Origin of the sequence: Helicobacter pylori (assembly GCF_009689985.1) — a bacterium.
Lineage (GTDB): Bacteria > Campylobacterota > Campylobacteria > Campylobacterales > Helicobacteraceae > Helicobacter > Helicobacter pylori_CG.
The window spans coordinates 277,934-291,073 of sequence record NZ_QBAW01000001.1; the positions used below are offsets into that span (position 1 = coordinate 277,934).

Below are 13,140 nucleotides of genomic sequence, written 5' to 3' on the forward strand. Positions count from 1 at the left end.
ACTTTAATTGAGCGATAAATTCTTAAAAAAGCGGTCGTGTTGGGGGGGGTTATAGTAAAAACATACAAGTAATTTAAAATCAATTTAAGATAATTAGGCACAATAGCCACAAAAAGTTTAAGGCTGTATTTGAAAACTCTATTTAGTATTTATCTTTTTTTGTCGTTGAATCCACTCTTTTTAGAAGCTAAAGAAATCACTTGGTCTCAATTCTTAGAAAATTTTAAAAACAAGAATGAAGACGACAAACCTAAACCCCTAACCCTTGATAAAAATAATGAAAAACAGAAAGTTCTAGACAAAAACCAAGAAATCTTAAAAAGGGCTTTAGAAAAAAGCCTTAAATTTTTCTTTATTTTTGGATACAACTATTCGCAAGCCACTTATTCAACCACTAATCAAAACTTGACCCTTCTGGCTAATAGCATAGGGTTTAATACCGCTACAGGCTTGGAGCATTTTTTAAGAAACCACCCTAAAGTCGGTTTTAGAATCTTTAGCGTCTATAACTATTCCCATTCCGTTTCGCTCTCCCAGCCTCAAATCCTAATGGTGCAAAATTATGGGGGCGCGTTAGATTTTTCTTGGATTTTTGTGGATAAAAAAACCTATCGTTTTAGGAGTTATTTAGGAATCGCTTTAGAGCAAGGGGTGTTATTGGTGGATACGATTAAATCCGGCGCTATCACAACAATCATCCCAAGAACCAAGAAAACCTTTTTTCAAGCCCCTTTTCGCTTTGGTTTTATCGTGGATTTTATCGGCTATTTGTCCTTGCAGTTTGGGATTGAAACGCCTTTAGTGAGGAATGTTTTTTACACCTACAATAACCATCAAGAAAGATTCAAACCACGATTTAACGCTAATCTTTCTTTAATCGTTTCGTTTTAGACTCCCTTTAGATCCCCTTTTAAATAAGCCCATGATCTTTCTGGGGTATTTTAAAAGCATGGAAAAAACATTCGCTTGAATGCCATTTTCCTGGCACGCTCTCAAATTTTCTTTATTCCTTAATAAAAGGCTTTTAAACCCCCTTGCGCTAACCCCACCGGTGCGCATGATGACTAGCACTTCTTTCAAATAAGAAAAGCTTATTTTTTGCACCACAAACAAGCGGATGATCATCTCAAAATCCGCTGAAATCTTATAGTCGGTTTTGTAGAGCCCATAGCGTTCATGAATGGCTTTTTTGACAAAAAGCGTGGGGTGCGCTGGCACCACGCCATAAAGCAAGGTTTTAGGGTTAAACTCCCCGCTTTCATAATAACGGACCACTTTTTCTAAACAATCAGGTTTGACAAACACCAGATCCGCATACACGCTATCGCAATTTTTGTTTTCAAACTCATGCACCACTTTTTCTACCACAAACTCATCTTTGTAAAAATCATCGCTATTCAATAAAGCGATAATATCCCCACTAGAACGCTTTATGCCTTTATTCATGGCATCATAAATGCCCTTATCTTTTTCACTCATTACGCAAGCGATTTTATCTCTGTATTTTTGAATGATTTCTAAAGTGCTATCCGTGCTAGCCCCGTCTATAATGATGTATTCAATGTTTTTATAAGTCTGATTAAGCACGGAAAGAATGGTGTCTTCAATGGTTTTTTCGCTATTAAAACACGCCGTGATCACAGAAACTTTTAACAATCCAACCCTTTTTTGATAAACTCCCCCCAATTAAGTTTTAAACAAATTCACTTGTTTGTCTAAATTCATGGTCGTTTCGCTCACATGCGTAGCGATGTTTAAAATATCTGAAGAATCGGCTAAAGTCTTAGAAGCCACTTTTTCCACTTCTACAAAATCGCTTACCATAGCTTCAATTTGGTGTCCGGATTTGGCGTAATCGTCCATGCTTTGATTGCTGTCTTGCACGACTGAGCTTAAATTAGAACTCATTTTTTCGTAAGTTTCTTGCACGCTTTTACTCATATCGCTCAAGCGCTCCATTTTTTGCGAATTGAGATTCATTTGCGAGCTTACGGTATTGATTTCTTGGACAATCACCATGATAGTGGAATTGATTTCAGCTAAAGACTTTTGAGTGCGCCCGGCTAAATTCCTAACTTCATCAGCCACCACCGCAAAGCCTCTGCCATGCTCGCCGGCTCTTGCGGCTTCAATAGCGGCGTTTAGGGCTAAAAGATTGGTTTGATCGGCAATATCATTGATAATATCCAAAATGGATTTGACATCATCAGCGTTACGGCTGAGTTGCTCCACTTGGCTAGAGAGTTCCTCTTCAGTGTGCGCGCTCTCTGTGATTTGAGAAAATAAATCCCCAATCGCATCCTTACTCTCTTTGACAAACGCTTGCGTTTCAATCAAACGCTTCCTTAACCCTTGAGACTGCTCTATGGAAGCATTCATCATGCTCGCTATATCAGTGGCTTTATTTTTTACGGAATTTAGGGTGGTTGATGAATTTTTCATGCTCTTTTGGGTTTCTTGCGTGATTTGGACTAATTTATCCATTGAAGTTTTATTGAGGGTGGAAATCCCTTTAATCTCTTCCATAATCAAGCGGGCGTTCTCCACAAACAAATTGATCCCACGGCCCACTTGCGAGATTTCATCGTTGCGATCACCCACATCAATTTTGGCCCTCAAATCCTTATCTCCATGGCTGAAAGCGTTGATTTTAAGGACCAATTCATCAATGCGTTTCACGATCCTTAATTTAGCGTATATGAGCGCCAAAACCACTAACGCTATTGTCGCTGTCAGTATCCAAAGGAATAATTTCGTGGTGTTTTCATTAAAAACCTTATTCACGCCTTCTTTAATCGCTTTATTTTCTGTGTTAATGTCAGTGTAATAAGAAGTCGTTGCGATCACCATTTGAGACACTTCATCATAATGCGAGTAAGCGAATTTTTTCTCCGGCACGCCTCCATCGTATTTAGGCATTTTATAATAAGTGTAGCCTCCCCCTTTTTTAGCCGCTTCCAAATACCCCCTAACATAATACACCCCATCAACGCTTTGAGCGTCAAGCCCTGATTGGCCTACGGTTTTAGGATTGACCGGATCAAACAGCACCACCCCGTTTTTATCCACCACCACCATGTAAATCATGCCCTTATCGTCGTTAATGCGTTTAAAATAATCCAACGCCATTTTTCTTGCAGTAGCGTTATCAAAACTTTTGTAATATTCATGAATGCCCTGTTCAATAATCTCTGTCATGTAAGCGAGCGTTTTTTCACGCTTTTTGTATTGCCCGGTTTCTAAATGCTCCATGAGTTGCGCTAACACATCTTTTTGCATAACCTTTACAAAACCAATAAAAAGCCCCCCTAAACCTAAAAGAGCGGCTAGCACGATAAATATAATACGAGTCCCCAACGAAGAAAACACCATTCATCTCCTATCAATCATTTTTAAGTTAAACCCTAATTTTAGAGTTAGCTTCTAAATGCACCCCCCCCCCCGAAAAATGAGTGGTGGCACAAAACAAAATTAAAAACCCGGTTGTTTGAAAACCACTGTAAACAGAGAACAAACAAGACAAATTATAGAACATCTCTTTTTAAGTTAGGCTTAAAGAATAAATAATAAAAATAAAGAATCTTATTTAACTTCACTTTCCTTAATGGATTTGACATTCAAGGTCCTTCCGTCTTTTGAAGTGGGGATTTTGATGCTCCCCTCTTTTAATTTTTCTCTCAATTTTTCCAGCAACGGGTTTTTGAAATTGTAGTTGATGATTTCCCAGTTATGTTCCAGTTCAGGGGTTACCTTCCCGCCTTTTTCTTCTGTGATGTATTTGATGATTAAATCTCGTATTTGCCCGTTATCTTGCAATCCATCGTAAGAATTATAATACCTATTAGCGTCTGTAACCAAATTTAATGTCTTGGATAATGTCCCAAATCGGTAATTGTTGATCGCTAATTTATAGATCGCTTTGGGGTCAATGGGTTTGTTGTTAATTGTTGGATTAATAATCCTTGATCCGGCGGGTTTTGTAACATCAACTTGGTATTTCACGCCAGAAAACATATCAAAGTTATAGCCGCGAATATTTTCATTAAAGCTGATCGTCAAATCTCCTGGTTGCAACTGATTGTAGAATTGATACGACCATTCCATGTATTTCAGTAGGTTTTCACCCGTTATTTTCACTCCAATGAGCGTGTTAGCGAACTTGTAAATATAGGCGACATCTTTCCTTTTGAAAGGCCCTTTTTTCAAATTGGCGCCAAAATTGAATAAGGCTGCCGCTGAAACATCGGCTTTTGCATAATATTTTTGCACTTTATTGATCAATTCTATCACCGGTGTTTCTTGCAATGCGGCGGTGGGCATCGTAGTGATTTTTTCTTCTCCTGTGATAAAATCAGGCCTGTCAATAAAGGTTTTTGTAACTTCGCCGACAACTTCATTAGCGTATTCTTTTGATTTTTTATCCACATATTCATATTTTTTCGCTAATTCTTCATCTTCTGGCACGCCTTTTGTGGGTAAATTTTCAGTCGTTATGATTTTTTTCTTCGTTTTGGTGTCAAACACCACCACGCCTTTTGCCAGATAAGCCCCATACGCTCCAGGCTCAATGGTATGCACCTTTCCTATTTTAGTGTTATAAACCGCATGCTCATGCCCTGCAAAAATGATGTCAAATTGCGGGAATTTTTTCGCCAGATCAGGGACTCCATCGCCACCTTTCTCATCTTCTCGCCCCAAATGAAAAGCACCAATCAAAATATCATACTTCCCTTTTAGCTCTTTTAAGGTCTTTTTTAACGCTTTTTCAGCGTCCAAAAACTCCAATCCTGCAAAATGTTCAGGAGTAGAGGCTTCCCAAGTGGGGATGTGTGGCACCACATACCCCACAACCGCCACCCTCACGCCATCAATTTTTTTAACCGCATAAGGTTTTACAAACGGCTGATTGTCCGCAGTTTTGATGATATTCGCATTCACAACATCGCCATTAAACCCCTTGATATTTTTCTCTAAAAAATCTTTACTGAAATTAAACTCGTGATTCCCAAGCACACGAATATCAAATTTCAAATCATTTTCGGCTAAGATTAGCGGGTGGATAGGCTCATCGTTAAACAACTCCGCGCTATTACCCTGCAACAAATCCCCGCTGTCAATCAAAACCACATTTTTATTCTCAGCCCTCTGCTTTTTGATTAAGGTCGCAATCCTTGTCAAGCCATTATTGGGTTTTTGCTCGCCAGTCGCATAATCATACGAAAAAAGCCGCCCATGGATGTCTGAAGTTTCTAAAAACACTATTTTTACTTCTTTTGCAGATATTGAAAGCGTTAGCGTTAAAAAGATGATTAAAACCAATTTTTTCATTGAAATCCTTCTAATACAAGAAATTCATAACATTAATTTTACACAATATTAACACTGATAGTTTTTGATCGGGATGTAACGCTAAAATGAATAAGGGGGCAAATGAATAAGGGAGCAAAAGAGTAAAAATCATTCCCCCCACCAATCAAACCCCCACTTCAGACCACTCAGCGCGTTTGTCTAAAAAAGCGCGCGCTAAATTCTGCGCGCCCTCTAAAGTGTGGTTAGCCGCCCAACCGCATTGCTTTTCATTGCTAGCAGGCACTTCTGTAGCCTTTAACACATCTTGCATCGTCTTTTCTAAAACCTCTAAAATCTCTGTGTAATTGTCATGGTTTAACACCGTGAGATAAAATCCCGTTTGGCAACCCATAGGCGACCAATCCACAACATAACTAGCGTGGTTGCGGATAATCTCAGCGACTAAATGCTCTAAAGAGTGCAAGCTTGGCATGTCCATGTGATCTTTGTTGGGCTGTTTGAAGCGCACATCGTATTTGACAATCAAATCCCCATTAACGCCCTTTTTGCGATCAGCGATACGCACATAAGGGGCTTTGACTTTGGTGTGATCCAAATTAAAACTCTCTACATTCATTTTTGGCGTTTTCATGTTTTTAACTCCTTTAGTTTATAAATGTTAAACTTTAGCCTATTTTAGCGAATGCTTGCTCTAAATCTTCCAACAAGTCCTGTTCATGCTCAATCCCCACAGACAAGCGCACCAGACCATCTCTAATCCCGGCCGCTTCTCGTTGCGCTTTGGGGATACACGCATGGGTCATAAGCGCAGGAATTCCCACCAAGCTTTCCACTCCGCCCAAACTCTCGCCTAAAATAAATAATTTAAGGCTTTCTACAAAAGCAACCGCTTCGCTGTCGTTTTTGAGAGTGAAAGAGAGCATCCCGCTAAAGCCGCGCATCTGTTTTTTGGCCAGTTCGTGGTTAGGGTGAGTGGGAAGACCCGGGTAATAAACTTTCTCCACTTTAGGGTGTTTTTCTAAAAACTCAGCCACGCAAAGGGCATTTTTTTGATGGGCTTCCATGCGCAATCCCAGCGTTTTAATCCCTCTTTGCAACAGCCAGCTGTCTTGAGGGCCTAAAACCCCACCGATAGCGTTTTGGAAAAAAGCGATCTCTTGGGCTAGCGCTTCATTATTAGTGGTTACAAGCCCAGCGACTACATCGCTATGACCGCCTAAGTATTTGGTGCCGCTATGCACCACGATGTCCGCTCCCAAAAGAAGCGGGTTTTGGCAATAGGGGGTGGCAAAGGTGTTATCCACGATAGTGAGCAAACCATGATCTTTAGCAACACTAGCACATTGCACTAAATCCGTGATTTTAAGCAAGGGGTTACTAGGGGTTTCTAAATAAAGGGCTTTGGTGTTGGGCTTGATAGCCTTTTTGATTTGGGATATATCGCTAGTGTCTATAATGGTGCAAGAAAGGTCGTTTTTGACAAGCACTTTATTGAACAAGCGAAAAGTCCCCCCATAAACATCATCGCCTAATAGCACATGATCGCCTGATTGCAAGAGGGAAAAAACGGCGTGGATCCCAGCTAAACCAGAGGCAAAAGCAAACCCCTTAACCCCCCCTTCTAAATCGGCGATGAGTTCTTCTAAAGCAAAGCGCGTGGGGTTGCCTGAGCGAGAGTATTCATAGCCCTTATGGTGGCCTATGGCGTCTTGGCGGTAGGTGGAAGTTTGATAAATAGGCACGCTCACCGCCCCGGTTGTTGCGTCCTCACTAATGCCCCCATGGATTAATTTTGTTTGCATGCGCATGGTTTTTCCTTTTGATGAATTTATAAATAAATACCTTTTGAGAGATAACGATCGGCAACATCCGGGAAAATGGTTAAAACCTGGCTGCCTTCTGGGAGGCGTTGCGCTTCTTTCAATGCTGCTACAAAAGCTGCTCCGCTAGAGCTCCCCACTAACAAGCCGTTTTTCTTGGCTAACTTCCTAGTGTAGCTAAAACCCTCTTCATCTGAAATCGTTTCAAAGCCATCAATATCCAAGTTTGCAAAAAAAGGGGGGATGAATTCCACGCCAATGCCCTCAATCTCATGAGGTCCAGGCTCGCCCCCATTCAAAATAGAACCCTCCGGCTCCACCCCAATCAAGCGAATCGTAGGGATTCGTTCTTTCAAATACTTAGCCGTGCCTGCAAAAGTGCCACCACTCCCTATCCCGGCTACAAAGCTCGTAAAATTTGTGCCTAATTCTTGGACAATCTCAGGGGCTAGGGTGTGGTAGTAAGCGGCGGGATTATTAGGGTTTTCAAATTGCAAGGGCAAATAGCTATCAGGGATACTTTCGGCTAACTCTTTACTTTTTTTAATGGCACCAGAAATCCCCTCGCTAGTAGGCGTGTTGATCACTTTAGCCCCCAAAGCCCTCATGACTTGTTGTTTTTCTGCGCTGAATTTTTCCGGGACAACAAAAATGGTTTTTAAGTGGTGCTTGAGCGCCACTAAAGCTAGAGCGATGCCGGTATTGCCTGCGGTAGGCTCAATAATGGTTGTTTTAGAAGTGATTTTACCCGTTTTAAACCCTTCTTCTATAAGGTATTGGCCTAAGCGGTCTTTAACGCTCCCTCCCGGGTTTAAATGCTCTAGTTTGGCGTAAATGGCGGACTTTGTGGGAATGGGGTAATCCTTGTTAGTGAATTTAAAAATGGGGGTGCGGCCTATGGCGTCTTGCATTGCGGTAAGGATCATTATTCCTCCTAATAATAAAAATAACTCAATTTTAGCGATTATGCCTAAACTCATTAAATGGAGTAAAATTAAGGATAAAATTTGAGCTTATTAAGATCGATCAAGGAGCTTTCAATGAAAACGATAGAATGGAATGGAGAGCAAAGAAAAGCGTTCCAAGACTTGTTAAGAGAGTTTGTAGCGTCAATTGACGCTAAAATGCAAGAGGAAAAGCAAACGGGTAAAAATCCAAAGATACCAAAATACGCTTCATGCCAAAACGGGCTGAATGAGTTTTTAGCGCCATGGGGTTATGCGTGTAAAATCAGTCTTGGCTCTGGGAATTTATCCAATGAGCCATCAATCGCCTTTTGCCGTCAGGATATTTTAGGGGAAGAGTTTGTCAATGGTGAGAAACTAACCCCAAAAAAAGGTTTTTATATTTGGTTTGCTTACTATTGGCGCAACGATTTAGAAAAAATTGATCTTTGCATAGGTCGATCCATAGAGAAGAATGGGGAAAAAGAGTGTCAAAAATGCCCAGCGTATGATAAGATCATTGATCCTAATGGAGACACATACTACCAAGAGATCTATGACGATTTAGAAGCCGATCTTGAAAACATTACCAACGATTTTTTACGCTTTGCTAACGAATTTAATCAAATCCCCACTGCGTGTTTTGAATTAGAGCCATCTAGCGCGAGCCATTGAGAAACAACCCCCATACCAAAAAGAACTCTCTCATAAGGGATTTTCCTAAAATCCCACCAACGCTTTTTAAAATAAGTCTTGAAAAGCTATCGTTTGGTTAAAATCAAGCTTTGATATTTGGATTAAAAAACGCTTTGAGTGTTTTTTAGATTTTGCAATCAGTATCCCATTAATGAAAAAAAGCAAGCAAGTTTTGATTAAAACCGCTCGCCTAAAAGAAGTTTTTAAAGCGCGTTTAAATTTCACTCCACTTCCGCATCAATCACATCATCGTCTTTTTTCTTGGGCTGCTCGGCGTTGTTTTTATTCGCCATGGCTTCGCCTAATTTTTGAGCCGCTTGCGTTAATAATTTTGTTTTGTCTTCAAGCTCAGCTTTAGTAGCGTTATCGTTTTTGATGCACTCTTTAAGAGCGTTAATGGCGTTTTGGATCTCGTTAGCGTCGTTTTCATTCAAATTCGTTTTATGCTCATCAAGGCTCTTTTGGGTTTGGTGCGCCAAACTATCGGCATGGTTTCTCGCTTCAATCACTTCTTTTTTCCTAGCGTCTTCTTCTTTGTGCAATTCAGCGTCTTTAACCATTTTTTCAATTTCGCTATCAGACAACCCGCTAGAGCCAGAAATTTTAATCTCTTGGCTTTTGCCGGTATTTTTATCTTGCGCTGACACGGTTAAAATCCCGTTAGCGTCAATATCAAAGGTTACTTCAATTTGCGGCACGCCTCTTGGAGCTGGAGCGATGCCTTGCAAATCAAATTTACCCAAAGATTTATTATCCCTTGCCAATTCCCTTTCGCCTTGTAAAACCATAATGGACACAGCGGGTTGGTTGTCTTCAGCGGTTGAGAACACTTGAGATTTTTTCGCAGGAATAGTCGTGCCTCTATCAATCACTTTAGTCATTACGCCCCCTAAAGTTTCAATCCCAAGGCTTAAAGGCGTAACATCTAATAAAAGCACATCTTTCACATCGCCTTTTAACACGCCCCCTTGAATGCTCGCGCCCACCGCTACGACCTCATCAGGATTGACGCTTTTATTCAACTCTTTGTTGATAAACGCTTTCACCCTTTCTTGGACTTTAGGGATACGAGTAGAGCCTCCCACCATCACCACTTCTGAAATCTCATTTTTGGTTAGCCCCGCGTCTTTGATCACGCTTTCAATTTTGGAAATCGTTTCTTCCATGAGATCTTCTGTCAAGCTTTCAAATTTAGCCCTAGTGAGTTTTTTAACCAAGTGTTTAGGCCCGGTAGCGTCTGCGGTGATAAAGGGCAAATTGATTTCAGTCTCCATCGCAGAGCTCAGTTCTTTTTTAGCGTTTTCAGCCGCTTCTTTCAGGCGTTGCAACGCCATCACATCGTTTTTAATCTCAATGCCCGTTTCGCTTTTAAACTCAGCCGCTAAGAAATCAATCACACGATTGTCAAAATCATCGCCCCCTAAAAACGCATCGCCCCCTGTGGCTAAAACTTCCACGACATTATCGCCTGTTTCTAACACGGTAACATCAAAAGTCCCCCCACCCAAATCATAAACCATGATTTTTTCGCTCTCTTTTTTATCCAAGCCGTAAGCTAACGCCGCGCTGGTAGGCTCATTGATGATCCTTAAAACATTAAGCCCTGCAATCGTGCCGGCTTCTTTAGTCGCTTTTCGTTGGCTGTCGTTAAAATAAGCAGGAACGGTGATAACCGCTTCCGTAACGCTCTCGCCTAAATAACTTTCAGCGTCTTCTTTGAGCTTCATTAAAATTTTGGCTGAAATTTCTTGAGGGGTATAAACTTTACCCGAAATCTCAATCGCGCAAGCCCCATTCCTGTCCACAATCTTATAAGGCAAGCGTTTTTCGGCCTCTTTAGCCTTATCTTCATTAAACATTAAGCCCATGATTCTTTTAATAGAATAAATGGTTTTTTCTGGGTTAGTAACCGCTTGTCTTTTGGCGCTCTCGCCCACTAAAATCTCGCCCTTATCCGTAAAGGCTACGATAGAAGGAGTGGTGTTTTTACCCTCTTTATTCGCAATAATCTTTGCTTCATTGCCTTCATAAACCGCCATTGCGGAGTTGGTTGTCCCTAAATCAATTCCAATAACTTTTCCCATGCGTTATCCTTTCTTATTAAAATAAATGTTTTAATCGTTTTTAGCAATGCTCACCATTGCCGGCCTCAAAACCCTACCCTTATACTTGTAGCCCTGTTGCAAAACTTGCACGATTTTCCCGTTTTCTTTTTCTTCGCTTTTGACTTGCATGATCGCATTGTGGAAGTTGGGATCAAATTCTTCTAAGCATTCAATCCCCTCAATGCCATGCCTTGCCAAAACTTCATGCAACTTTTCCATCGTAAGCTCCAAGCCTTTGGTTAAAGCGCTCTCCTTATCCACTTCTAAAGCGCTCTTGTAAGCCCCAAGAAGTGCATCAATCACCGGCAATAGATCCAATGCGATTTTTTCATACGCATATTCTAATGCCATGCTCTTGTCTCTTTCTAAGCGCTTTTTCACGTTTTCAAAATCCGCATGCGCTCTTAAATATTTTTCGCGCATTTCTTGGTATTTAAGCTCAAAATCTTCCCTGATCTCGCCTTCTTTTTCGCTCGCTTCTTGTTTTTCTTCACCTTGTTGTTCTTTGCAAGCGCAAGCCTTTTGATAAAACTCTGGCTCTTTTGGGCTTAAATGATCGTGTTCTTGGTTGTGTTCATCTTTCATTATTCCTCCTTAGAAATCGTTTGAAAAAACCCTTCATAATCGCATTCCAATTTCCCCACGCAAAGCAGTTGTATTTGCTCGTTTTGAAATTCTATGGGGCGTATTACCAGCATGCAATCAGGCTCTATAAAATGCAACCCCTTTTTGAAACGCTCCAAAACCTTACCCTCTAAAATGTCAAAAAATAAAGGGCTGTTTAAAAGCGTTTTTAACCCCATCAGATTAAAGCGTGTCATTTGCGCACTGGAATACTCCAAACGCTCTAATTGTCTGGCCAAACTCAACGCATTGACAGAAGCAGCGATTGAGCGCACTTCTTTAACGCTCCTGCCCACAAGCTCTAATAAAAATTTCTCCATTTTAACGCTGTAACCCACCGCGCAAGAAAACGCCAAAAAATCCAAAATCAAAAAGCGTTTTTCGCATTCAATGACTCTTTCTAAACGCTCCAAACTGGATTTTTTTAACAGCGTAAAAAGCCCAAAATTTTCACTCGCGCTTTTTAAGCGTTTTTCATTCACCTTTAAAACTTCAAAGCACAACGACTTGCGCCAATAGTTTTCAAACGCCTTAAAAGTAGGCAATCTAGCGCCACTAGAATGGGCTTGATAAAGCATGCCTTCTTTAGAAAGGATTTGAAAATAATTCCTGATCGTCGCGCAAGATATTTTCAAGTTTGCCAACTCTTTCAAGCGTTTAGAGCTAATGGGTTCTAAAATCTGCAGATAGGTTTTAACAAACGCATCTAACAAACTCTCTTTTTTATTCAAATCAGAACCTACTTTAATTCTTCTTAACATCATTATTTGAAAAATCTCGTCAATCACCATTCTTGATGAAAGAACTCTCGCATTATAGCGCAAAAAGTTAATAATCTATCACTTGCTTTAAAAAAGTGATAAAAATTACCTGATTTTTCTTTAAACTTTAGTCTGTATCACTAAATTTATTTACTAGAATTAAATTAGGATTTTTTATAGAGTTGATTTAATTTAGATCTGTTGGGCAACTAATACCTTTTATTAAAAAAACTTGTTATCATGCTAATCATGAACACACACACAAGAGGCATTGACAGCGGACTGATTCATTCGCTCCAAAGCATTTCATTATCCATGTTTAGAAAGGGTTTTTTTGGGCTTTATCAAGGCTCTATTTCAGCACGCATTGGCACGAATCAATTTGTGATCAATAAAAGAAACGCTGTTTTTGATCAATTGAATGAAAACACCTTGTTGGTTTTGCATGATAAGATCGATTACCGCTGGAAAGAAGCGAGCCTGGATTCGCCCATTCATGCGAGCGTGTATAGGGAGTTTTTGGACGCTAAATTCATCGCTTATGCGCGCCCTCCTTATAGTTTGGCGTATTCCTTGCGCCACAACCGATTGCTCCCTAGAGATTATTTAGGGTATCGTTCTTTGGGCGAAGAAATCGCCATTTTTAACCCCAAAGACTATGACAGCTGGCAAGAAAGAGCGGATACAGAAATTTTACGCCAACTGCAAGAGAGCAAAAAATATTTTGTTTTCATTAAGGGGTGCGGGATTTTTGCCTACCACAGAGAGCTTTCTAAACTCATGGAAGTTTTTGATTTGATTGAAAACTCATGCAAGGTTTTACGATTGGGCGATTTAATGGATTATTGCTATAATGATGATCCACGATTGAGCGTGTAAA

General features: G+C 40.4%; 12 protein-coding genes. 3 read left to right on the forward strand and 9 right to left on the reverse strand.

Annotated elements, in window-relative coordinates:
• Positions 1-129 precede the first annotated feature (129 nt).
• Positions 130-891 (forward strand): outer membrane beta-barrel protein, encoded by a 762-nt coding sequence (locus DBU79_RS01370; RefSeq protein ID WP_024948056.1) that lies wholly within the window; start codon positions 130-132, stop codon positions 889-891.
• Here DBU79_RS01370 and DBU79_RS01375 read toward each other — a convergent pair.
• The 6 genes from DBU79_RS01375 to DBU79_RS01400 all read right to left on the reverse strand — a co-directional run bounded on the left by DBU79_RS01375 (position 874) and on the right by DBU79_RS01400 (position 8,056).
• Complete coding sequence (locus DBU79_RS01375; RefSeq protein WP_154411309.1) at positions 874-1,656, reverse strand: glycosyltransferase family 2 protein; 783 nt, start codon at positions 1,654-1,656, stop codon at positions 874-876. The two genes, DBU79_RS01370 and DBU79_RS01375, sit on opposite strands and share 18 nt — an antisense overlap.
• 30 nt (positions 1,657-1,686) lie before the next feature.
• Complete coding sequence (gene tlpB / locus DBU79_RS01380; protein WP_154411310.1) at positions 1,687-3,372, reverse strand: methyl-accepting chemotaxis protein TlpB; 1,686 nt, start codon at positions 3,370-3,372, stop codon at positions 1,687-1,689.
• Positions 3,373-3,582: 210 nt separating this feature from the next.
• Positions 3,583-5,283 (reverse strand): bifunctional metallophosphatase/5'-nucleotidase, encoded by a 1,701-nt coding sequence (locus DBU79_RS01385; RefSeq protein WP_326731032.1) that lies wholly within the window; start codon positions 5,281-5,283, stop codon positions 3,583-3,585.
• Positions 5,284-5,473: 190 nt separating this feature from the next.
• Positions 5,474-5,941 (reverse strand): S-ribosylhomocysteine lyase, encoded by a 468-nt coding sequence (locus tag DBU79_RS01390; RefSeq protein ID WP_000856645.1) that lies wholly within the window; start codon positions 5,939-5,941, stop codon positions 5,474-5,476.
• A 34-nt stretch (positions 5,942-5,975) separates the two neighbouring features.
• On the reverse strand, positions 5,976-7,118 hold the full coding sequence (locus tag DBU79_RS01395) for a cystathionine gamma-synthase (RefSeq protein ID WP_154411312.1): 1,143 nt from the start codon (positions 7,116-7,118) through the stop codon (positions 5,976-5,978).
• 20 nt (positions 7,119-7,138) lie between these two features.
• Positions 7,139-8,056 carry an O-acetylserine-dependent cystathionine beta-synthase gene (locus DBU79_RS01400; RefSeq protein ID WP_195834199.1) on the reverse strand — a complete coding sequence of 306 codons (918 nt, stop codon included), beginning with the start codon at positions 8,054-8,056 and terminating at the stop codon, positions 7,139-7,141.
• Between the two features lie 114 nt (positions 8,057-8,170).
• On the opposite strand from DBU79_RS01400, the gene DBU79_RS01405 reads away from it, so the two are divergent.
• Positions 8,171-8,749 carry a hypothetical protein gene (locus DBU79_RS01405; RefSeq protein ID WP_134889940.1) on the forward strand — a complete coding sequence of 193 codons (579 nt, stop codon included), beginning with the start codon at positions 8,171-8,173 and terminating at the stop codon, positions 8,747-8,749.
• A gap of 242 nt (positions 8,750-8,991) precedes the next feature.
• Here DBU79_RS01405 and dnaK read toward each other — a convergent pair whose 3' ends face one another.
• The 3 genes from dnaK to DBU79_RS01420 are packed head-to-tail and all read right to left on the reverse strand — an operon-like array spanning position 8,992 to position 12,290.
• On the reverse strand, positions 8,992-10,854 hold the full coding sequence (gene dnaK, locus DBU79_RS01410; protein ID WP_154411313.1) for a molecular chaperone DnaK: 1,863 nt from the start codon (positions 10,852-10,854) through the stop codon (positions 8,992-8,994).
• Between the two features lie 30 nt (positions 10,855-10,884).
• Positions 10,885-11,460 (reverse strand): nucleotide exchange factor GrpE, encoded by a 576-nt coding sequence (grpE, locus tag DBU79_RS01415; RefSeq protein ID WP_134889941.1) that lies wholly within the window; start codon positions 11,458-11,460, stop codon positions 10,885-10,887.
• Entirely contained in the window at positions 11,460-12,290 is an 831-nt protein-coding gene (locus DBU79_RS01420) for an HrcA family transcriptional regulator (protein ID WP_154411314.1), read from the reverse strand. Before DBU79_RS01420 ends, grpE begins: the two co-directional genes overlap by 1 nt.
• Before the next feature lie 210 nt (positions 12,291-12,500).
• Between DBU79_RS01420 and DBU79_RS01425 the strand changes: the two genes are divergently transcribed.
• Positions 12,501-13,139, forward strand: a complete 639-nt coding sequence (locus DBU79_RS01425) for a class II aldolase and adducin N-terminal domain-containing protein (protein WP_154411315.1) — start codon at positions 12,501-12,503, stop codon at positions 13,137-13,139.
• Position 13,140 lies beyond the last annotated feature (1 nt).